Raw genomic sequence first — 21,396 nt, 5'->3', positions numbered from 1 at the left:
GGAACACCACGATCGACGGCACGCCGACCTGACGGGCAAGCAGGATGTGCTCGCGGGTCTGCGGCATCGGGCCGTCGGCAGCCGAAACAACCAGGATCGCGCCGTCCATCTGCGCGGCACCGGTGATCATGTTCTTCACATAGTCGGCGTGGCCGGGGCAGTCGACGTGAGCGTAGTGGCGGGCAGCCGTCTCGTATTCGACGTGTGCCGTCGAGATCGTGATGCCGCGCGCCTTTTCTTCAGGGGCGGCGTCGATCTGGTCGTAGCGCTTGTATTCGCCAAAATACTTGGTGATCGCCGCCGTCAGCGACGTCTTGCCATGGTCGACGTGGCCAATCGTGCCGATGTTCACGTGAGGCTTGTTACGCTCGAATTTACCTTTGGCCATAATCGTTCTCCGTCTATTCTACCCGCTTGGGGGAAATTGTTATTCGCTCTTCAGATCCGGCACCGCGCAAGGGACGCGACGCCGGTGGCTAAGGAACCCTTACGCGTATTTCTTCTGGACTTCCTGGGCCACTGCGGTCGGAACCGGCTCGTAGTGATCGAACTGCATGGTGTAGGCCGCACGGCCCTGGCTCATCGAGCGCAGGTTGTCGACATACTTGAACATGTTTGCGAGCGGCACCATCGCGTTGATGACAACGGCAACGCCGCGCGCTTCCTGACCCTGAATCTGGCCACGACGACCGTTCAGATCGCCGATGACGCTGCCGACGTAGTCTTCCGGCGTCACCACTTCGACCTTCATGATCGGCTCCAGCAGCTGCACGCCAAGCTTGGGCGCTGCTTCACGGAAGCAGGCGCGGCCGGCGATTTCGAAGGCCAGAACGCTGGAGTCGACATCGTGGTAGGCGCCGTCAATCAGGGTCGCCTTAACGCCGATCATCGGGAAGCCCGCGAACGGACCCGAGGTCATGACGCTGTTGATGCCCTTTTCGACACCCGGGATGTATTCCTTCGGCACGGCGCCGCCGACGATCTTGGTCTCGAACTCGAACTCGCTGCTGTCCGGGTTCGGCTCGAAGACGATCTTGACGCGAGCGAACTGACCGGTACCGCCGGTCTGCTTCTTGTGCGTGTAATCCTGTTCGTGCCTGCGGGTGATCGTCTCGCGATAAGCCACCTGCGGTGCGCCGACATTGGCCTCGACCTTGAACTCGCGACGCATACGGTCGACGATGATGTCGAGGTGAAGTTCGCCCATGCCGGAAATGATGGTCTGGCCGCTTTCCTCGTCGGTCTTGACGCGGAAGGACGGATCCTCGGCGGCCAGGCGGTGAAGGGCGAGGCCCATCTTTTCCTGGTCGTTCTTGGTCTTCGGCTCGATGGCGATCTGGATGACCGGATCGGGGAATTCCATGCGCTCGAGAATGACCGGATGCAGCGGATCGCTCAGCGTGTCGCCGGTGGTCGTGTCCTTGAGACCGGCAAGAGCAACGATGTCGCCGGCAAAAGCCTCTTCGACGTCGGCGCGCGAGTTCGCATGCATCTGCAGCATGCGGCCGATGCGCTCTTTCTTGCCCTTCACGGTGTTGTCGACCGAGATGCCCTTGGTGAGCTTGCCCGAATAGATGCGGGCAAAGGTCAGCGAACCGACGAACGGGTCGTTCATGATCTTGAAGGCGAGCATCGACAGAGGCTCGTTGTCGTCGGCGTGACGCTCGATCTCGGCGTCGGTCTTGGCATCGACGCCCTTGATGGCGGGAACATCGGCCGGCGACGGCAGATATTCGACGACGGCGTCGAGCAGCGGCTGCACGCCCTTGTTCTTGAAGGCCGAGCCACAGAACATCGGGTAGAACTTCACCGCGATGGTGCCCTTGCGGATCAGCGCACGGATCTCGTCATTCGACGGCATCTTGCCTTCGAGGTAATTCTCAAGCGCCGTCTCGTCCATTTCGACGGCGGCCTCGATCATCTTCTCGCGGTATTCTTCGGCACGAGCCTTGAGGTCGTCCGGGATCTCGACGACATCCCAGGCAGCGCCCAGCGTCTCGTCGCGCCAGACCAGCGCATTCATCTCGACGAGGTCGACGACACCCTTGAACTCGGTCTCGGCGCCGATCGGCAGCTGCATGACAACGGCATGCGCGCCGAGGCGCGAACCGATCATCTCGACCGAGCGATAGAAGTCGGCGCCGATCTTGTCCATCTTGTTGCAGAAGATCATGCGCGGAACGCGATACTTGTCGGCCTGGCGCCAGACGGTCTCGGTCTGCGGCTCAACGCCGGCATTGGCATCGAGCAGCGCGATGGCGCCGTCGAGCACGCGCAGCGAACGCTCGACTTCGATGGTGAAGTCGACGTGGCCGGGGGTGTCGATGATGTTGAAGCGGTGCATCTTGCCGTCACGAGCCTTCCAGAAGGTCGTGGTCGCGGCGGACGTGATGGTGATGCCGCGCTCCTGCTCCTGCTCCATCCAATCCATGGTGGCAGCGCCGTCGTGGACTTCGCCGATCTTGTGCGACTTGCCCGTGTAGTAGAGGACACGCTCGGTGGTCGTCGTCTTGCCGGCGTCAATATGCGCCATGATACCGAAATTGCGGTAGTCTTCGATTTTGTATTCGCGGGCCATCGTAGCTGCCTCTCAGTCTCGTTCGCGCTTTACCAGCGGTAGTGCGCGAAAGCGCGGTTGGCTTCAGCCATCTTGTGGGTGTCTTCACGCTTCTTGACAGCCGTGCCGCGGTTGTTGGCCGCATCCATCAGCTCGCCGGAGAGGCGGTCGACCATCGTGGTCTCGTTGCGATTGCGGGCCGCCGCGATCAGCCAGCGAATGGCCAATGCCTGGCGGCGCTCGGGGCGCACGTCGACCGGAACCTGGTAGGTGGCGCCACCGACACGACGCGAACGCACTTCAACATGCGGCGCGACATTGTCGAGCGCCTGATGGAAGACGGTGACCGGCTCCTGCTTGGTCTTCGACTGAACCTGGTCGAGCGCGCCGTAGACGATGGTCTCGGCGACCGACTTCTTGCCGTCATACATGACGGCGTTCATGAACTTGGTGACGATCAGATCGCCGAACTTCGGGTCCGGATTGATCTCACGCTTTTCTGCACTGTGACGACGCGACATGGCTTTTGTCTCTCAATCTCATAGCCCGACGCACTCAAGAAGCGCCAAGGCCGGAAAATCTTACTTCGGACGCCCCTTACTTCGGACGCTTGGCGCCGTACTTCGAACGGCGCTGCTTGCGGTTCTTCACACCCTGCGTGTCGAGCACGCCGCGGATGATGTGGTAGCGAACGCCCGGAAGATCCTTGACGCGGCCGCCGCGGATCATGACCACGGAGTGTTCCTGAAGGTTGTGGCCTTCGCCGGGGATGTACCCGATCACTTCAAAACCATTGGTCAGGCGGATCTTGGCCACCTTGCGCAGCGCCGAGTTCGGCTTCTTCGGCGTCGTTGTATAGACGCGCGTGCAGACGCCCCGCTTCTGCGGGTTCTGCTGCATGGCCGGGACCTTGTTGCGCTTCACCGGCGCAATGCGCGGCTTGCGGATCAGCTGGTTGACGGTAGGCATTAAACCCTCTTGTCTCTCAATTCCGTGTCTCGCCCGGTCAGGGCCGCTCAAAGCGTCATTTCCATACGCAAATTCGGGCCATAAACCGCGCCTCGCGGTCTTGCCCGAACAAAAGGCAGAGGAAGCGGAAGCCGCTTCGTGCACGCCGGAAATGTCTTTTCGCTCGTAAAACGAACCCTGTTTGAGGCAAACTCCAAAGCGTGTCGCTTCGGAAGGGAGAGCCTCACATCGGTTCTGACTGGGCGGCTTCTACTCGTAAGACTGCGGACCGTCAAGCCCGGAGCACCAAATATTGCGCGCCGACCAAGGCTTGGCAGCCATGCGAAAACCGCATGTAATTTTCTTTCGCATTTTTGCAAGAGCGAGGAAGAAAGTGACAAGCCTCAGGCAAAGTGAATGGGTTTGCGCTGTTGCGCGGCCTTGCTTCATGCGAAAAGGCCGCATGAGCAGTCAAACCCCCCTCGCCCGCCCACCCGCTGCCAAGAGGAATCGGCCCGTGAACGACAACGAAGAACGCCCGGTCACCATCATCACCGGCCGGGTGTGGAAGAAAAAAGGCGGCAAACCGGAAGGCGTCCACGTCATGCTGGTCGCGCCCGACGACGATTCGGCGGTGCGCCGGGCACTCGAATCGCTTGCCGCCGAAGGGTACGCCGAGGCGGAGCTCGACCAGATCGGCGACATGGACGGCATCCCCGACGAAGAGCCGCATATTTCCGCCTTCCAGGGCGCGCTCGAAGGCGAAGTGTCGATCGTTACCTTCGACGTGCCGATCTGACCCCGACCTCTCGGTCCAGCTTTCGAATCGGCTACAGAGACGAATCGGCGACCGAGGCCTTCGCAGCCGACAAAAATGTGCACTGCCGCTCGAGGAAGGCTGAGCTTGGCTGCTCGGCTTCGGCTTGCCCGGGGCAAGTGTTCTGATAAGAAACCATCACCATCATCAAACAGACGGAGCGGCCGTGTCCCAGCCCATCAAGATAGGCATCGTCGGCATCGGCAAGATCGTCCGCGACCAGCACCTGCCGGCCCTGGCGAAGGATCAGGACTATCGCCTCATCGCGGCCGCAAGCCGGCATGGCAAGGTGGATGACATCCCCAATTTCCCTGATATCGAAGCCATGCTCGATGCCGTGCCCGAACTCGAGGCCGTATCGCTCTGCATGCCGCCCCAGTTCCGCTACGACGCGGCGCGCACCGCGCTGATGGCGAAGAAACATGTCTTCCTGGAGAAGCCGCCTGGCGCCACTGTCAGCGAGGTCGAGGACCTCAAGACATTGGCCGCGCAGAACGGCGTCTCGCTGTTCGCCAGCTGGCACTCGCGCTATGCGCCGGCGGTCGAGGCCGCGCGTGCTTTTCTAAGTTCAGCCCGCATCCGCTCGGCCGCCATCAACTGGAAGGAAGATGTGCGCCGCTGGCACCCGAACCAGGAATGGATCTGGGCTCCCGGCGGCTTCGGCGTCTTCGATCCCGGCATCAACGCGCTGTCGATCGCGACCCACATCCTGCCGGCGATGTTCATCACCTCGGCGGTGCTGGATTTTCCCGAAAACCGCGCCTCCCCGGTTGCCGCGCGCGTCACATTCCGCACCTCGAATGGATTGCCGGTGACGATGGATCTCGACTGGCTGCAGACCGGCCCGCAAAGCTGGGACATCCTGGCCGAGACCGACAAGGGCGCCATGGTGCTGTCGGGCGGCGGGTCGAAGCTCGCCATCGACGGCAAGGTAGTTCATGACGAGCCGGAGGCCGAGTACCCGATGCTCTACAAGCGCTTCGCCGAGATCGTGCGTGCCGGGACCTCAGATGTCGACCTCGCGCCCCTGCAGCATGTCGCCGACGCCTTCATGCTCGGCAAGCGCAACGTGGTCGAGGCGTTCTTCGATTGAACAGGGACGGCTTGGCTGTTCGCCGATCGGCCGTCACTCCACGATCGCAATGGCAAAGCCGTCATAGCCCTTGGCGCCAACGGTCTGGATGGCGGTGCCGTCCAGACGCTTCTCGCTGCCGATGAACGAGAATGCGGCGCGTGCCCCTTCGACATTGGCGTCGCGGCCATCTTCATTCACCACGGCACCGTCGCGTATGACGTTGTCGCAGACGATGACGGTTCCGGGCCGCGCCAACCGCATGGCCCAGGATAGGTAGTGCGGATTGTTCGGCTTGTCGGCATCGATGAAGATGAAGTCGAATGGACCGGCATGCTCGGCGCCAAGTGCTGCAAGCGACTGAAGCGCCGGACCGACCCGCAGTTCCACCCGCTCCAAGACGCCTGCCCGCTCGAAATTCGATCGCGCGACAGCGGCATGGTGCGGATCGAGTTCAAGCGTCACGATCTTGCCGTCGGCAGGCAGTGCGCGCGCCATCCAGATGGTCGAATAGCCGCCCAGCGTGCCGATTTCGAGAACCTTCTTGGCTCCCCGCATCCGCGCAAGAAGGGAAAGCAACTTGCCCTGCGCCGGCGACACGTCGATCGCCGGCAGGCCCTGATCGTGGTTGGCCGCCAGAACGGCATCAAGCACGGGGTCCGCCTCAAACAGGGAACCGACGATGTAGTCGTCGACTGCCGCCCAGCTTCTTTTGCTCATCGTTTTCTTCTCCGATCCAATTGGAGACCTAAACGCGAAAAGGGGCCATTCGGCCCCTTTTCCTCTTCTCTTTCCGTCCGCTTACTGCGCGGCGGTTGTCATGTCGGCCAGCATCGGCTCGGCGACTTCCACACCCGAGGCCTTGCGGCGCTCGTCGATGATCAGTTCGTCGCGCGAGGTGGCGATGCGCCGGATCTGGCTCATCGTGCCGCCGGTACCGGCCGGGATCAGCCGGCCGACGATGACGTTTTCCTTCAAGCCCTGCAGCATGTCGGTCTTGCCGGCAACAGCAGCTTCCGTCAGCACTCGGGTCGTCTCCTGGAAGGAGGCGGCCGAGATGAAGGACGGCGTCTGCAGCGATGCCTTGGTGATGCCGAGCAGCACCGGCAGGCCTTCGGCCGGCTTCTTGCCGTCCTCGACCAGACGCTCGTTGACTTCTTCCAGTTCGATCACGTCGACATGATCGCCCGGGATGTAGGTCGAGTCGCCCTGCACCGTGATCTCGACCTTCTGCAGCATCTGGCGAACGATCACCTCGATGTGCTTGTCGTTGATCGACACGCCCTGCAGACGATAGACTTCCTGGATCTCGTTGACGAGGTAGGAAGCAAGTGCCTCCACGCCCTTGATCGCCAGGATGTCGTGCGGCGCCGGATTGCCGTCGAGGATGTAGTCGCCCTTCTCGATGACGTCGCCGTCCTGGAGATGGAACGGCTTGCCCTTCGGGATCAGGTATTCGACCGGCTCAAGCGTCGAGTCATGCGGCTCGATGATGATGCGACGCTTGTTCTTGTAGTCGCGGCCGAAGCGGATCGTGCCGTCGATCTCGGCGATTATGGCGTGATCCTTCGGACGACGTGCCTCGAACAACTCGGCAACACGCGGCAGACCGCCGGTGATGTCCTTGGTCTTGGCGCTTTCCATCGGAATACGCGCCAGCACGTCGCCGGGACGAACCTGCGAACCCGGCTCGACCGAAAGAATGGCCTCGACCGAGAGCAGGAAGCGGGCGTCGCCGCCTTTCGACAGCTTGCCGACCTTGCCCTTGGCGTCCTGGATCGCAATCGCCGGCTTCAGGTCGTTGCCGCGTGGCGTCGAGCGCCAGTCGATGACCTCACGCTTGGTGATGCCGGTCGACTCGTCGGCCGTTTCCTGAACGGAAATGCCGTCGACCAGATCCTCGTACGACACCCTGCCCTCGATTTCGGTGAGGACTGGACGGGTATAGGGATCCCACTCGGCGATACGCTGGCCGCGCTTCACCTTGTCACCATCGTCCACGAAGATGCGCGAACCATAGGTGAGACGGTGCGAGGCGCGCTCCTTGCCGGCTTCGTCGAGGATCAGCACCGCCATGTTGCGGCCCATGACCATCTGCTGGCCGTCGGAGTTGCGCACCACGTTGCGGTTGCGGATCTCGACCTTGCCCTCATACGAGGCTTCAAGGAACGAGCTGTCCACGACCTGCGCGGTACCGCCCATGTGGAAGGTACGCATGGTGAGCTGGGTACCCGGCTCGCCGATCGACTGCGCCGCGATGACGCCGACGGCTTCACCCTGGTTGACCGGGGTGCCGCGGGCCAGATCGCGACCGTAGCAGACCGCGCAGACGCCAACCCTGACTTCGCAAGTCAGTGCCGAGCGGATGCGGACCGACTGGACGCCGGCCTTTTCGATCTGTTCCACGTCACGCTCGTCCATCAGCGTTCCGGCCTTGACCAGGATCTCGCCCGACACCGGATGGGTGATGTCGTCGAGCGACGTACGGCCCAGCACGCGCTGGCCGACCGAAGCGACGACCTGACCGGCATCGACGATCGGCTGCATGGTGAGGCCCTTGTCGGTGCCGCAGTCGACGGAGTTGACGATGCAGTCCTGCGCCACGTCGACCAGACGACGGGTGAGGTAACCCGAGTTCGCCGTCTTCAAGGCGGTGTCGGCCAGACCCTTGCGGGCGCCGTGGGTCGAGTTGAAGTACTCGAGCACGGTCAGGCCTTCCTTGAAGTTCGAGATGATCGGCGTCTCGATGATTTCACCCGACGGCTTGGCCATAAGGCCGCGCATGCCGGCGAGCTGACGCATCTGGGTGGGCGAGCCACGCGCACCGGAGTGCGACATCATGTAGATCGAGTTCATCGGCTTCTGACGGCCATTGTCCTCGAACTCGACCGCCTTGATGCGGGCCATCATCTCGTCGGCGACCTTTTCCGAGCACTTGGCCCAGGCGTCGACGACCTTGTTATACTTCTCGCCCTGCGTGATCAGACCGTCATTGTACTGCTGCTCGTATTCCTTGGCCAAAGCCTCGGTGTCGGAGACCAGCTTGATCTTGGCATCCGGGATCAGCATGTCGTCCTTGCCGAACGAAATGCCGGCACGGCAGGCATGGCTGAAGCCGAGCGCCATGATGCGATCGCAGAAAATGACCGTCTCCTTCTGACCGCAATGGCGGTAGACGGTGTCGATCATCTTGGAGATGTTCTTCTTGGTCATCTCCTGGTTGGCGGTCTCGTAAGGCACGTTGACGTTCTTCGGCAGAAGCTCGCCGATGATCATGCGGCCAGGCGTGGTGTCATGGATCTTCGACACGACCTTGCCTTCGGCGTCGACCGTACGGAAACGACCCTTGATCTTGGAGTGCAGCGTCACCGCCTTGGTCTCGAGCGCGTGCTGGAGTTCGCCCATATCGGCAAACACCATGCCTTCGCCCGGCTCGTTCTGGTTGACGATCGAGAGATAGTAGAGACCCAGAACCATGTCCTGCGACGGCACGATGATCGGCGCGCCGGAAGCCGGGTGCAGGATGTTGTTGGTCGACATCATCAGCACGCGGGCTTCGAGCTGCGCTTCCAGCGACAGCGGAACGTGAACGGCCATCTGGTCGCCGTCGAAGTCGGCGTTGAAGGCCGTGCAGACCAGCGGGTGCAACTGGATCGCCTTGCCTTCGATCAGGATCGGCTCGAACGCCTGGATGCCGAGACGGTGCAGCGTCGGCGCGCGGTTCAACAGCACCGGATGCTCGCGGATGACCTCGTCGAGGATATCCCAGACTTCCGGACGTTCCTTCTCGACCAGCTTCTTCGCCTGCTTGACCGTCGAGGAGTAACCCTTGGCGTCGAGACGGGCATAGATGAAGGGCTTGAACAGTTCGAGCGCCATCTTCTTTGGCAGGCCGCACTGGTGCAGCTTGAGCTCCGGACCGGTCACGATGACCGAGCGGCCGGAATAGTCGACGCGCTTGCCGAGCAGGTTCTGACGGAACCGGCCCTGCTTGCCCTTGAGCATGTCGGACAGCGACTTCAGCGGGCGCTTGTTGGCGCCGGTGATGACACGGCCGCGACGGCCGTTGTCGAACAGCGCATCGACGGCTTCCTGCAGCATGCGCTTTTCATTGCGCACGATGATGCCGGGGGCGCGCAGCTCGATCAGCCGCTTCAGACGATTGTTGCGGTTGATGACGCGGCGATAGAGGTCGTTCAGATCCGACGTGGCGAAGCGTCCACCATCCAGAGGAACCAGCGGACGCAGGTCCGGCGGGATCACCGGAACCACCTTCATGATCATCCATTCCGGACGGTTGCCGGATTCCATGAAGTTCTCGACGACCTTGAGCCGCTTCAGATACTTCTTCTGCTTCAGCTCGGAGGTGGTCGAAGCCAGTTCCGAACGCAGGTCGCCGGCGATCTTCTCCAGGTCCATGCCGGCCAGAAGGTCGTGAATGGCCTCGGCGCCGATCATGGCGGTGAACGAATCCTCGCCATACTCGTCGACGGCGATCATGTACTCTTCCTCGCTGAGCAGCTGGTGCTCCTTCAGCGCGGTGAGGCCAGGTTCAGTGACGATGTAGTTCTCGAAGTAGAGGACGCGCTCGATGTCCTTCAGGGTCATGTCGAGCAGCGTGCCGATGCGCGACGGCAGCGACTTCAGGAACCAGATATGGGCGACCGGTGCCGCCAGTTCGATATGGCCCATGCGCTCGCGGCGAACGCGCGACAGCGTGACTTCGACGCCGCACTTCTCGCAGATGACGCCCTTGTACTTCATGCGCTTGTACTTGCCGCACAGGCACTCATAGTCCTTGATCGGGCCAAAAATGCGCGCGCAGAACAGACCGTCACGCTCCGGCTTGAAGGTGCGGTAGTTGATGGTCTCCGGCTTCTTGATCTCGCCGAAAGACCAGGACAGAATCTTCTCAGGGCTGGCAAGCGATATCCGGATGGAATCGAACACCTGCGCAGGCGCCTGCGGATTGAAGAGATTCATGACCTCTTGGTTCATGCCGTTCTCCTTTTCGGGATCCTCGAAGACCCCTTGCATCTAGTCGCGAGCCAAACGCCCGCCGTCGTGTGTCGGCCACCGGCCGAAGAATTTGGTGCGCTCGGTCGCGATTTCCGCGACCGAGCGTCTTGTTTACTCGGCCGCGTCGGGCAGCCGGACAGGGTTGTCGTCGAGCTTGGTGTTCTCCAGCTCGACATTGAGGCCGAGAGACCGCATTTCCTTGACGAGAACGTTGAAGCTCTCGGGGATACCGGCCTCGAAGGTGTCGTCGCCTCTGACGATCGCCTCGTAGACCTTGGTACGGCCGGCGACGTCGTCGGACTTCACCGTCAGCATTTCCTGCAGCGTGTAGGCGGCGCCGTATGCTTCGAGCGCCCAGACCTCCATCTCGCCGAAGCGCTGGCCACCGAACTGCGCCTTGCCGCCCAGCGGCTGCTGGGTGACGAGCGAGTACGGACCGATCGAACGCGCGTGGATCTTGTCGTCCACGAGATGGTGAAGCTTGAGCATATATATGTAGCCCATCGTCACCTTGCGATCGAACGGCTCGCCGGTGCGTCCGTCATAGAGCTGCGACTGACCGCTGGTGTGCAGGCCCGCCTGCTCCAGCATGATGTTGATGTCAGCCTCGTGCGCGCCGTCGAACACCGGGGTCGCGATCGAGACGCCGCGGCGCATCTGCTCGCTGAGGCGAACGATGCTCTCGTCGTCATAGTCACGAACCGGCTCGTTGCGGTCGTTGGCCGGGATGAAGCTCTCGAGCGTCTTGCGCAGCGGCTTGATGTCGCCGGCTGCCTTGTACGTGTCGATCAGCTCGCCGATCTTCCTGCCCATGCCCGCGCATGCCCAGCCCAGATGCGTTTCCAGGATCTGGCCGACATTCATGCGGCTCGGCACACCCAGCGGGTTGAGCACGATATCGGCATGCGTGCCGTCCTCGAGGAAAGGCATGTCCTCGACCGGAACGATCCGCGACACGACACCCTTGTTGCCGTGACGGCCGGCCATCTTGTCGCCGGGCTGCATCTTGCGCTTCACGGCCACGAAGACCTTGACCATCTTCATGACGCCCGGAGGCATTTCGTCGCCGCGCTGGACCTTCTCGACCTTGTCCATAAAACGCTGTTCGAGCGCCTTCTTGGAATCGTCGTACTGGCCACGCAGCGCTTCCAGTTCGCTCTGGAGCTTTTCGTTCTCCACGGCAAACTGCCACCACTGCGAACGCGGATACTCGTCGAGCATATCCTTGGAAAGCGTCGAGCCCTTCTTGAAGCCCTTCGGTCCGGCGATCGCTTCCTTGCCGACGAGCACGTCGGAAAGACGCGCGTAGACGTTACGGTCCAGAATGGCCTGCTCGTCGTCGCGGTCCTTGGCCAGGCGTTCGATCTCCTCGCGCTCGATCGCCATGGCGCGCTCGTCCTTCTCCACACCGTGGCGATTGAACACGCGCACCTCGACGACGGTGCCGAAGGTGCCCGGAGGCATGCGCATCGAGGTGTCGCGCACATCGGATGCCTTTTCGCCGAAGATGGCGCGCAGAAGCTTTTCTTCCGGCGTCATCGGGCTTTCGCCCTTCGGCGTGATCTTGCCGACCAGGATGTCGCCCGGCTGAACTTCGGCTCCGATGTAGACGATGCCGGCTTCGTCGAGGTTCTTCAGCGCTTCTTCCGAGACATTGGGAATGTCACGCGTGATTTCCTCCGGCCCGAGCTTGGTATCGCGCGCCATGACCTCGAACTCCTCGATGTGGATCGAGGTGAAGACGTCATCGGCGACGATGCGTTCGGACAGGAGGATCGAGTCCTCGTAGTTATAGCCGTTCCACGGCATGAACGCGACCAGCACGTTGCGGCCGAGCGCCAGATCGCCGAGCTCGGTCGACGGACCGTCGGCGATGATGTCGCCCTTGTTGACCCGGTCGCCCATGCGAACCAGCGGACGCTGGTTGATGCAGGTGTTCTGGTTCGAACGCTGGAACTTCATCAGCCGGTAGATATCGACGCCGGACTTGCCCGGATCGAGATCTTCGGTGGCGCGGATAACGATACGCGTCGCATCCACCTGGTCGACGATGCCGCCGCGGCGGGCGCCGATGGCGGCGCCTGAGTCACGGGCGACGATCGGCTCCATGCCGGTGCCGACGAACGGCGCCTCGGCGCGCACCAGTGGCACGGCCTGACGCTGCATGTTCGAGCCCATCAGAGCGCGGTTGGCGTCGTCGTTTTCCAGGAACGGGATCAGGGCCGCGGCCACCGACACCATCTGCTTGGGCGACACGTCCATCAGATCGACGTTTTCGCGCGGCGCCATCATCACTTCGCCGGCACTGCGGCAAATGACGAATTCGTCGACGAAACCACCGTTCTTGTCGAGCTCGGCGTTGGCCTGCGCGACGTGGTGCTTGGCCTCTTCCATCGCCGAGAGATAGACGACGTCATTGGTCAGCTTGCCGTCGACGATCTTGCGGTACGGGCTCTCGATGAAGCCGTACTTGTTGACGCGTGCGAAGGTGGCCAACGAGTTGATCAGACCGATATTCGGGCCTTCCGGCGTCTCGATCGGGCAGATGCGGCCGTAATGCGTCGGGTGCACGTCGCGCACTTCGAAGCCGGCGCGCTCGCGGGTCAGACCGCCCGGTCCAAGCGCCGAGAGGCGGCGCTTGTGGGTGATCTCCGACAGCGGGTTGGTCTGATCCATGAACTGCGACAGCTGCGAGGAACCGAAGAACTCGCGCACGGCGGCAGCCGCCGGCTTGGCGTTGATCAGGTCCTGCGGCATGACCGTGTCGATCTCGATCGAGGACATACGCTCCTTGATCGCGCGTTCCATGCGCAGCAGGCCGACGCGGTACTGGTTTTCCATCAGCTCGCCGACCGAACGCACGCGGCGGTTGCCGAGATTGTCGATGTCGTCGATCTCGCCCTTGCCGTCGCGCAGTTCGACCAGCGTCCTGACCACGGCCAGGATGTCGTCCTTGCGCAGCACACGCACGGTGTCCTCGGCCTTGAGTTCGAGGCGCATGTTCATCTTGACGCGGCCAACGGCCGACAGATCGTAACGCTCACTGTCGAAGAACAGCGAGTTGAACATGGCTTCGGCGGTTTCGAGCGTCGGCGGCTCGCCGGGGCGCATGACACGATAGATGTCGAACAGCGCGTCCTGGCGGCTCTCGTTCTTGTCGACGTTGAGCGTGTTGCGGATATAAGCGCCGACATTGACGTGGTCGATGTCGAGAACCTTGATCTCGTCTTCGCCGGTGCCGAGCAGAACCTTCAGCGTCTTCTCGTCGATCTCGTCGCCGGCCTCGAGGAAGATCTCGCCGGTGGCGTAGTTGACGATGTCCTCGGCCAGATAGTTGCCGAGCAGGTCCTCGTCGGTCGCCTTGATCGCCTTGAGACCCTTTTCGCCAAGCGCCCGAGCCTGGCGTGCGGTGATCTTCTTGCCGGCTTCGACGACGACTTCGCCGGTATCGGCATCGACCAGGTCGCCGACGGCCTTGAGGCCGCGGAAACGCTCGACGTTGAACGGAATGCGCCAATGGTCGCCGGCGCGCTTGTAGGTGATCTTGTTGTAGAAGGTCGACAGTATCTCTTCGCCGTCCATGCCGAGCGCCATCAGCAGCGACGTCACCGGAATCTTGCGGCGGCGATCGATGCGGGCGTGCACGACGTCCTTGGAATCGAACTCGATATCGAGCCACGAGCCACGATAGGGAATGACGCGCGCGGCAAACAGAAGCTTGCCCGACGAGTGCGACTTGCCCTTGTCATGGTCGAAGAAGACGCCCGGCGAACGGTGCATCTGCGAAACGATGACGCGCTCGGTGCCGTTGACGATGAAGGTGCCGTTCAGCGTCATGAGCGGCATGTCGCCCATGTAGACGTCCTGCTCCTTGATGTCCTTGATGGACTTGGCGCCGGTATCCTCGTCGATATCGAACACGATGAGGCGCAGCGTCACCTTGAGCGGCGCGGCATAGGTGAGATCGCGCTGACGGCATTCGTCAACGTCGAATTTCGGTCCTTCGAACTCATACTTCACGAACTCCAGCATCGAGGAGCCGGAAAAATCGGAGATCGGGAAGACCGACTTGAAAACGGCCTGCAGTCCCTCGTCCGGACGCCCACCCTTGGGCTCCGCCACCATCAGGAACTGGTCATAGGATGCCTTCTGAACCTCGATCAGGTTCGGCATCTCCGCAACTTCCGGAATCTTTCCGAAGAACTTGCGTACGCGTCTGCGGCCATTGAAAGTCTGGGTCTGGGCCATCGTCGCTCCTTAGCTCTAAACTCGGGACGAGCCTCGCCGCGGCTCGCCTTGCATGCTGGGCCACCTTGGCGGCAACCCTCTGTCTGTTTTCCCGGCGCCTGTCGGCGGCCGGCTAGAACGGGAGAAAACCCGTTTCCTGAAGGCCGGTTTTCGGCCCTCAGGAAAGAGGTTCTCGTAGATCTCGCGTTGCGCGCTCTCCCTTCGGGCGAAGGGAGTGGCGGACGGCGCGAGGCCGTCCGCCGCTTTAACGCTTACTTCAGTTCGACCTTGGCGCCGGCTGCTTCCAGCTGGGCTTTGAACTTGTCAGCGTCGGCCTTGGAAACGGCTTCCTTGACCGGCTTCGGAGCCGCTTCGACCAGATCCTTGGCTTCCTTGAGGCCAAGACCGGTGATGGCGCGGACTTCCTTGATGACGTTGATCTTCTGAGCGCCTGCCTCGGTGAGGACGACGTCGAATTCCGTCTTTTCCTCGACCGGAGCAGCTGCGGCCGCACCACCACCAGCGGCGGCAACAGCCACCGGAGCAGCGGCGGAAACGCCCCACTTTTCTTCCAGAAGCTTCGACAGCTCGGCCGCCTCGAGGACGGTCAGCTTCGAAAGGTCGTCTACGATCTTTGCGAGATCAGCCATTGTTGTGTTCCTTCATAAGGTTCGAACGTGTGTTTGTGATAGCGAGGAACGGCCTCATGCCGCCTCGTCCTTCCGGGCGTAAGCGCCGATGACGCGCGCGACCGAGGCCGCTGGCGCATTGACGATCTGGGCGATCCGGGTTGCCGGCGTGGCGATCATGCCAACCAGCCTGGCGCGCAGCTCATCGAGCGACGGAAGTGTGGCGAGTGCCTTCACACCGTCGGCATTGAGCGAGGTGGTGCCCATTGCGCCGCCGAGAATGACGAGCTTGTCATTTCCCTTGGCGAAATCGGACGCGACCTTCGGCGCCGCAATCGGATCCTCCGAATAAGCAATCAGCGTCTGTCCCTTGAACAGCTCGATGATCGATGCGGAGTCCGTGCCCTGAAGAGCGATTTTGGCGAGACGGTTCTTCGCGACTTTGACGGTGCCACCGGCGGCGCGCATTTTCGACCGAAGGTCGTTCATTTGCGCGACGGTGATACCGGCGTAGTGGGCCACGACCACTGAACCTGCGTTCGAGAACGCACCATTCAGGCCCGTGACGAGTTCGCGTTTTTCCGCTCTGTCCACTGCCTATCTCCAGTTGACCCCAATCCTGTTAACGGGAACATCCCATTGACGAGGACAGGCGTCGGGTTGCCTTTTGTCGGCCGGGCCATCCAGTAACGGATCTCCCGAACGACGCTCGAGGATCCTGCCCCCTTTCGCCACATCGACAGTCAAGCCGGCGATGCGCAGACAAAAGGCAAACACGGTTCGAACCTTTCATTGGAGCAATCGCTCCGTTGTCCGGTCTTCACCCGTCTCATGCAGGCCCAAATCGAATTAAGGCTTCTGGGCCGCCTGCAATCTCGGACAGGATGTCCGGAAGCCTCTCGGCTTCCGGTACCGGGCCGCCGACAAGTCGGAGGCCCGGAATTCACTTGCGGATCAGGCTTTAGCGGCCGATCCAAATGTTCGTATCAGGACGCTGTGAGCGTCGCGACGTCGAGCTTGAGGCCCGGGCCCATCGTCGAGGTGACAGACACCTTCTTGACGTAGTTGCCCTTGGCGCCAGTCGGCTTTGCCTTGGTCACCGCATCGGCGAAGGCGCGGATGTTCTCTTCCAGAGCCTTGACGTCGAACGAGACCTTGCCGACGCCGGCATGGACGATGCCAGCCTTCTCGACACGGAACTCGACGGCGCCGCCCTTGGATGCCTTGACGGCGGCGGCAACGTCTGTGGTGACAGTGCCGACCTTCGGATTCGGCATCATGCCGCGCGGGCCGAGCACTTTGCCCAGACGGCCGACCAGCGGCATCATGTCCGGCGTGGCGATGCAGCGATCGAAATCGATCGTGCCCTTCTGGACGATGTCGACCAGATCCTCGGCGCCAACGATGTCGGCGCCGGCGGCGCGCGCTTCGTCGGCCTTGTCGCCACGGGCGAACACGGCGACACGCACCGAGCGGCCGGTGCCGTTCGGCAGGTTGACCACGCCGCGGACCATCTGGTCGGCATGGCGCGGGTCGACGCCGAGGTTCATGGCGACTTCGATGGTCTCATCGAACTTCACCGAGGAACGGTCCTTGAGCAGCTTCAGCGCATCACCCAGGGCATAAGCCTTGTTGGGATCGATGCCTTCGCGGGTCTTCGATACACGCTTTGCAATCTTTGCCATGATCTTAGCCCACCACTTCCAGACCCATCGAGCGGGCGGAGCCCTCGACCATGCGCATGGCCGCTTCGACGTCGTTTGCGTTCAGGTCTTTCATCTTCGCGGTGGCAATCTCGCGGACCTTGTCACGCGAAACCGTACCGGCCTTGACCTTGCCCGGCTCCTTGGAACCGGACGTCAGGTTCGCCGCCTTCTTCAGGAAGTAGCTCACCGGCGCCGTCTTCATGACGAAGGTGAAGGACTTGTCCTGATAGTAGGTGATGACTACCGGAACCGGCGATCCCTTTTCCATTTCCTGGGTCTGCGCGTTGAACGCCTTGCAGAATTCCATGATGTTGATGCCACGCTGACCAAGCGCCGGGCCGATCGGGGGAGACGGCGTAGCCGATCCCGCTTTCACCTGGAGCTTGAGCTGGCCTGCAATTTTCTTAGCCATCTCTTTTCCTGCCTTTGTCTATGCCGGTCATGCCGGCGGTTGCAGTCTGGTGGTGCGATCCATGCGGCCGGCTAAAGCCGCATTCGTCTCCCACCGTTCTCAGGCCGCGCTTCCGCGCCGCCTCCCCTGATCGCCAAACCGGCGTCAGGGATTTCGGATCAGCCCTTTTCGACCTGCCCGAATTCCAGATCGACCGGCACGGCGCGCCCGAAGATCGAAACTTCCACCTTGAGCCGCGCCCGCTCCTCGTCCACTTCCTGGACGAAACCGTTGAACGACGCGAAGGGACCATCCGAAACGCGGATCGCCTCGCCGATCTCGAACGTGACCGAGGGCTTGGGCCGCTCGACGCCTTCCTGCACCTGGTTCAGGATGCGCTGCGCTTCCGCCTCGGTGATCGGCACCGGCTTGGAGTCACCCAGGAAGCCGGTGACCTTCGGTGTGTTCTTGACCAGCGAGAACACGGCGTCGGTCAAATTGGCCTTCAGCAGCACATAGCCCGGGAAGAACTTGCGCTCGGCATCGACCTTGCGGCCGCGGCGAACTTCGACGACCTTCTCGGTCGGAACCACGATCTGGTGGATGTCGGCGGACAGGCCCTTCTGCTTGGCCTTGTTCTCGATATCCTCGGCGACCTTTTTTTCAAAGTTCGAATAGGCGTGGACGATGTACCAGCGCGCGGTCATTTCAAGACTTCTCCGTAATCGCCGGACTTAGCGTCCGATGCCCAGAATCTGTTCGACCGCAAGGCCCATGAGCTGATCGGCGGTGAAGAAAAAGATCATCGCGATCACTGCGAAGGCTAGAACCATCACGGTCGAGATCATCGTTTCGCGCCGCGACGGCCAAGTCACCTTGGCGGTCTCCGCGCGGACCTGCTGGAGAAAGACGAAAGGATTTGTGGTTTTCGAAGCCATATGCCGCTCTGTCTTCAAGACCCGTTGGCCGGGTCTCCTGGATGATCCCGCTGGCCGGGACGTGCCGCCTGAGCCCAATCTCGCGCCGAATCAGCGCAATCATTTCGCCCATGCAAATCAGACGCGTAAAGCCGGCTTCCCAGCTCCACGCGTCGCGTGTCTGTTTCGTCTACATAAAACCGATTCTTGATCCACGCAAGTGGCAAGTCTCCGCTTTATGACCAAACACCGCCTCGGAACCATCCAGTCGTTCCGTCCCGGCTATGGCGCTCTTATGCCCCAATCGACCCTATATGGCAAGCGGGTCGCCGATTTTCAAAGGCCACACCATGGAAATATCGTTTTGAAACGCCATTTCGAATGACGAAACATTGCGTTGAGTGCCATTCCAAGAAATGGCACGGGCAGCAGGGCTCGAACCTACGACCTGCGGTTTTGGAGACCGCCGCTCTACCAACTGAGCTATGCCCGTATCGTGCGCATGTCGGCGCAGAAGGCGCTTCCTAAAAGCTTCCGCACGCTCTGTAAAGAGCGGTTCGCAAGCAAACGCGCCTTAATCCCTGCGCCAGAAATCGGGATGGCTGACAACAAGGGTCGTTCGGCAACGACATAGCCGCCGAAGCTACTTCGTACCCGGTTGCTTATAGGGGCCGCCCGGCACGCCCCAGCCCCAGGCCGGCATCGGTTCCGTCTGCGGATCGCATGTCTCGCCGAGGTTGGAGTTCATCTTGGCCAGCCGCGATCCCCATTCGACATAGCCCATGAAGGCCGAACGGAATTCCGGATCGTCAGGCAGGCCGGCCGCGTCGGCTGCATCGGCCAGGAGGCTGATCCAGCGCCGGCGCTGCTCCTCCGTTAGATGCTTGCCCAGATGGTGCATGACCATCTCGCGGTGGCCGCCGAACTGCTCACTGTAAGTTTTCGGTCCGCCGAAAACCTCGCCGATGAAGGCCGCGACATGGGCGGGATGATCCGGCGACATAGTCTTGAACACCGGCCCGACGATCGGGTCCTGCGCCACCTTGTCATAGAAAGTCTGGGTCAGCCGGTTCAGGGCCTCGCTGCCGCCGGCCCATTCGTAGAGTGTCGGTATATCCTGGCTCATTCTCGATCCTCCGCCTGCCTGGCGCCGCCAGCAGCGACGATAGCGGAACAATCGGAAGCGGCTCAACCTGCCTCGATGGCCAGTTTCCGGCTCCGCCGCACACTACAATTTGGCCGGCGCGTCAGCCTCGGCATTGGCGGAAGGCCGGATCCGGCAATTCTCGGGTCTTGGCACCGCCTCGCAAATGGTGGCACCGGTCAGCGCGTCGACCGATTGCAGGCCGGTCGTCAGGCCGACCTTCAGCATCATGCCGGGTTCCAGCCGGCGCTCGACCGAGCGCCGCTCGATCGCCGCGAACAGGGCGGGACCGATCGCCATCTCCTCGAGATAGGCCTTGACCATCTGCTTTTGCCGCATCGGGTAGAGGCTAAGTCGCGCCTGACCGACAAGCCGCCTGATGCCGCCGGCAAGCATCAGCGCGCAGGCCGAATCGCACTCCACGCCCGCATCGATGCTCAGCCCGGCATAGGCGCCCTCTTTGGCCAGGCAATTCCACGCTCCCGGGTCACAGCCGACGAAATCGGTGCGGCCAACGGCGACGTCGAGCTTCTTTTCATGGATAAGCCGTCCCGCCGCCAGGGCGCTGAACAGGTCGCCTCCCCTCGAGCTGATCACGACAGGCAGTTGCCGTTTACCGAGCATGGCGAGCAGCTGGCGCAGCTTCTGCGGGGTCCGGGGAGTGATCGCGCCTTCCGCCGAGATCCATTCCGGGCAGTCTGGATTGCAGAGCGGATTGGTGCCGCGAACGACGACGAAGCGCATGTCTTCATCGCGCCGCGCCGCCTCGGCTTCGATCGCTGGCGGCGTTGGCTTGGCCGCGATCGCCGTCAGGCCATCAGGCTTGTTCCCCGGCACCTCCCGGCAATTCGCGGCCAGGCGGCCGGGCTCGCACAGGCTTGCCGCGATCAGCAGGCCAACAGCGTCCGTACTGGTGACCAGCTTCATTGCCAGCATGTCGTCGAGGGCGATCTGGTGGATTTCGCTGGCCGGGGTGCCCTTCATCGTTTCGAGCATGCTTTGTTCGATGCCCATCTGGTCCAGGTAGGCCGCCAGCTTTTTCTCCACCGCCTTGCTCATCTCGTAGGTCTTGTAGCTGCCGGCGTTCTTGCGGCTGACGATCTTTGTGTTGAGGATCTTCTTCTTGCCCCCCACGACGCGATAGGTGGTCCGGTATTGCAATTTCGTACGGATGTAGGTCGTGGTGATCTGATGGACGCCGAGATAGGCCCATTCGCCGGCCACCCGCCTGATACCGCCGGCAAACATCAGAGGACAGGCGGAATTGCACATGGCGCCATAGTCGATGACATCGCCGAAGTAGCGGGCGTCACGGTCCTGGCACCCCTTCGCACCGGGCTGGCAGCTGGAAAACACCGTCTTGCCGATGGCGATATCGAGCTTGTTCTTGCGGATCAGCCGGCCAAGCGTCAGCGCCGCCTCGACATTGCCGCCGGGAGAATCCACGACAACAGGCAGTTTCCGGCCGCCAAGCGTCTTCAGCATGCGTTTGAAGAGCGCCGGAGTTCCGGCTTCTATCGAGCCCTCGGCCGATATCCATTCCGGGCAGATCGGCTCGCACCCCGGTGCGTTGCTGCGGACAATGCCGAACCGCATCGTCGGCCCAAGATCCGGCGCCGCATCCGCCGCAAAGGCTAATGGGTCCGCGGCAAGCAATGCCAGCAGGCAGATCAATGCCAGCGGCCACAATGCCCGACGATGAAAATACCGCCTTGGAACCATTTGGAAAAAGCCTCTCGATGCAACCTATACTAGTCGAGGCCCGGAGCCTTGCAACAGGGTCCGAGCGACGGGGCGGCAGCCGATAGCCCGGCAAACAAAAAAGGGCGGCCCGAAGACCGCCCTGTTCTTGTCGATCCGGCGAATGCCGGCCTCGATTATTCCTTGATGGTGACGACGATGCCGGCACCGACGGTGCGGCCGCCTTCACGGATGGCGAAGCGCAGCTTCTCTTCCATGGCGATCGGCA

General features: G+C 62.0%; 18 protein-coding genes and 1 tRNA gene. 2 read left to right on the top strand and 17 right to left on the bottom strand.

What is annotated here, in order from left to right; translation table 11 throughout:
• The 4 genes from NKH52_RS33385 to rpsL form a co-directional block, all read right to left on the bottom strand.
• The coding region (locus NKH52_RS33385) for a GTP-binding protein (RefSeq protein WP_352968418.1) at positions 1-388 on the bottom strand (388 nt) is incomplete at its 3' end.
• Between the two features lie 99 nt (positions 389-487).
• Entirely contained in the window at positions 488-2,578 is a 2,091-nt protein-coding gene (fusA, locus tag NKH52_RS33380) for an elongation factor G (RefSeq protein WP_023762913.1), read from the bottom strand.
• A gap of 29 nt (positions 2,579-2,607) precedes the next feature.
• Complete coding sequence (rpsG, locus tag NKH52_RS33375) at positions 2,608-3,078, bottom strand: 30S ribosomal protein S7 (protein WP_008875664.1); 471 nt, start codon at positions 3,076-3,078, stop codon at positions 2,608-2,610.
• Between the two features lie 76 nt (positions 3,079-3,154).
• The gene (rpsL, locus tag NKH52_RS33370; RefSeq protein ID WP_006333356.1) at positions 3,155-3,526 is read right to left on the bottom strand and encodes a 30S ribosomal protein S12; all 372 of its coding nucleotides are present in this window, start codon (positions 3,524-3,526) and stop codon (positions 3,155-3,157) included.
• A 496-nt stretch (positions 3,527-4,022) separates the two neighbouring features.
• Here rpsL and NKH52_RS33365 point away from each other — a divergent pair, with 496 nt between their 5' ends.
• Complete coding sequence (locus NKH52_RS33365; RefSeq protein ID WP_013531420.1) at positions 4,023-4,304, top strand: transcriptional regulator; 282 nt, start codon at positions 4,023-4,025, stop codon at positions 4,302-4,304.
• A gap of 184 nt (positions 4,305-4,488) precedes the next feature.
• Positions 4,489-5,415, top strand: a complete 927-nt coding sequence (locus NKH52_RS33360; protein WP_352736531.1) for a Gfo/Idh/MocA family protein — start codon at positions 4,489-4,491, stop codon at positions 5,413-5,415.
• A 33-nt stretch (positions 5,416-5,448) separates the two neighbouring features.
• Here the strand turns inward: NKH52_RS33360 and NKH52_RS33355 are convergent, their stop codons facing one another.
• The 13 genes from NKH52_RS33355 to NKH52_RS33295 form a co-directional block, all read right to left on the bottom strand.
• Entirely contained in the window at positions 5,449-6,114 is a 666-nt protein-coding gene (locus tag NKH52_RS33355) for an O-methyltransferase (protein WP_352736533.1), read from the bottom strand.
• A gap of 81 nt (positions 6,115-6,195) precedes the next feature.
• A complete protein-coding gene (gene rpoC, locus NKH52_RS33350) occupies positions 6,196-10,392 on the bottom strand; it encodes a DNA-directed RNA polymerase subunit beta' (protein ID WP_024505639.1) in 4,197 nt (1,398 codons plus the stop codon).
• Positions 10,393-10,524: 132 nt separating this feature from the next.
• Entirely contained in the window at positions 10,525-14,661 is a 4,137-nt protein-coding gene (rpoB, locus tag NKH52_RS33345) for a DNA-directed RNA polymerase subunit beta (RefSeq protein WP_352736535.1), read from the bottom strand.
• 251 nt (positions 14,662-14,912) lie between these two features.
• On the bottom strand, positions 14,913-15,290 hold the full coding sequence (rplL, locus tag NKH52_RS33340; RefSeq protein WP_027038853.1) for a 50S ribosomal protein L7/L12: 378 nt from the start codon (positions 15,288-15,290) through the stop codon (positions 14,913-14,915).
• A gap of 54 nt (positions 15,291-15,344) precedes the next feature.
• A complete protein-coding gene (rplJ, locus tag NKH52_RS33335; RefSeq protein ID WP_013531412.1) occupies positions 15,345-15,863 on the bottom strand; it encodes a 50S ribosomal protein L10 in 519 nt (172 codons plus the stop codon).
• 392 nt (positions 15,864-16,255) lie between these two features.
• On the bottom strand, positions 16,256-16,954 hold the full coding sequence (gene rplA, locus NKH52_RS33330; RefSeq protein ID WP_127260185.1) for a 50S ribosomal protein L1: 699 nt from the start codon (positions 16,952-16,954) through the stop codon (positions 16,256-16,258).
• A 4-nt stretch (positions 16,955-16,958) separates the two neighbouring features.
• On the bottom strand, positions 16,959-17,387 hold the full coding sequence (gene rplK, locus NKH52_RS33325) for a 50S ribosomal protein L11 (RefSeq protein ID WP_013531410.1): 429 nt from the start codon (positions 17,385-17,387) through the stop codon (positions 16,959-16,961).
• Positions 17,388-17,545: 158 nt separating this feature from the next.
• Positions 17,546-18,073, bottom strand: coding sequence for a transcription termination/antitermination protein NusG (nusG, locus tag NKH52_RS33320; protein WP_013531409.1), 528 nt, complete (start codon positions 18,071-18,073; stop codon positions 17,546-17,548).
• 27 nt (positions 18,074-18,100) lie between these two features.
• Positions 18,101-18,304: a preprotein translocase subunit SecE gene (secE, locus tag NKH52_RS33315; protein WP_013531408.1), complete on the bottom strand. Its 204-nt coding sequence runs from the start codon at positions 18,302-18,304 to the stop codon at positions 18,101-18,103.
• Between the two features lie 396 nt (positions 18,305-18,700).
• Positions 18,701-18,776: transfer RNA gene (locus tag NKH52_RS33310), tRNA-Trp, on the bottom strand.
• Positions 18,777-18,926: 150 nt separating this feature from the next.
• Positions 18,927-19,409 carry a group II truncated hemoglobin gene (locus NKH52_RS33305; RefSeq protein ID WP_352736537.1) on the bottom strand — a complete coding sequence of 161 codons (483 nt, stop codon included), beginning with the start codon at positions 19,407-19,409 and terminating at the stop codon, positions 18,927-18,929.
• Between the two features lie 102 nt (positions 19,410-19,511).
• A complete protein-coding gene (locus NKH52_RS33300) occupies positions 19,512-21,149 on the bottom strand; it encodes a COG3904 family protein (RefSeq protein WP_352736539.1) in 1,638 nt (545 codons plus the stop codon).
• Between the two features lie 155 nt (positions 21,150-21,304).
• On the bottom strand, positions 21,305-21,396 hold a 92-nt coding region (locus NKH52_RS33295), incomplete at its 5' end, for an EF-Tu C-terminal domain-related protein (RefSeq protein ID WP_023785181.1).

The sequence above is a fragment of the Mesorhizobium sp. M1066 genome, from assembly GCF_040318635.1.
Classification (GTDB): domain Bacteria; phylum Pseudomonadota; class Alphaproteobacteria; order Rhizobiales; family Rhizobiaceae; genus Mesorhizobium.
Note: the sequence above shows the minus strand (reverse complement) of the source record. Positions and strands in the feature narration are given on the sequence as shown.

Bases quoted from the DNA above. Each gene is read 5' to 3' on its own strand.
- secE (WP_013531408.1), bottom strand. From the start codon at position 18,304: ATGGCTTCGAAAACCACAAATCCTTTCGTCTTTCTCCAGCAGGTCCGC.
- NKH52_RS33355 (WP_352736533.1), bottom strand. From the start codon at position 6,114: ATGAGCAAAAGAAGCTGGGCGGCAGTCGACGACTACATCGTCGGTTCC.
- rpsL (WP_006333356.1), bottom strand. From the start codon at position 3,526: ATGCCTACCGTCAACCAGCTGATCCGCAAGCCGCGCATTGCGCCGGTG.
- NKH52_RS33300 (WP_352736539.1), bottom strand. From the start codon at position 21,149: ATGGTTCCAAGGCGGTATTTTCATCGTCGGGCATTGTGGCCGCTGGCA.
- rpoB (WP_352736535.1), bottom strand. From the start codon at position 14,661: ATGGCCCAGACCCAGACTTTCAATGGCCGCAGACGCGTACGCAAGTTC.
- NKH52_RS33305 (WP_352736537.1), bottom strand. From the start codon at position 19,409: ATGAGCCAGGATATACCGACACTCTACGAATGGGCCGGCGGCAGCGAG.
- nusG (WP_013531409.1), bottom strand. From the start codon at position 18,073: ATGACCGCGCGCTGGTACATCGTCCACGCCTATTCGAACTTTGAAAAA.
- rplL (WP_027038853.1), bottom strand. From the start codon at position 15,290: ATGGCTGATCTCGCAAAGATCGTAGACGACCTTTCGAAGCTGACCGTC.
- rplA (WP_127260185.1), bottom strand. From the start codon at position 16,954: ATGGCAAAGATTGCAAAGCGTGTATCGAAGACCCGCGAAGGCATCGAT.
- fusA (WP_023762913.1), bottom strand. From the start codon at position 2,578: ATGGCCCGCGAATACAAAATCGAAGACTACCGCAATTTCGGTATCATG.
- rpsG (WP_008875664.1), bottom strand. From the start codon at position 3,078: ATGTCGCGTCGTCACAGTGCAGAAAAGCGTGAGATCAATCCGGACCCG.
- rpoC (WP_024505639.1), bottom strand. From the start codon at position 10,392: ATGAACCAAGAGGTCATGAATCTCTTCAATCCGCAGGCGCCTGCGCAG.
- rplK (WP_013531410.1), bottom strand. From the start codon at position 17,387: ATGGCTAAGAAAATTGCAGGCCAGCTCAAGCTCCAGGTGAAAGCGGGA.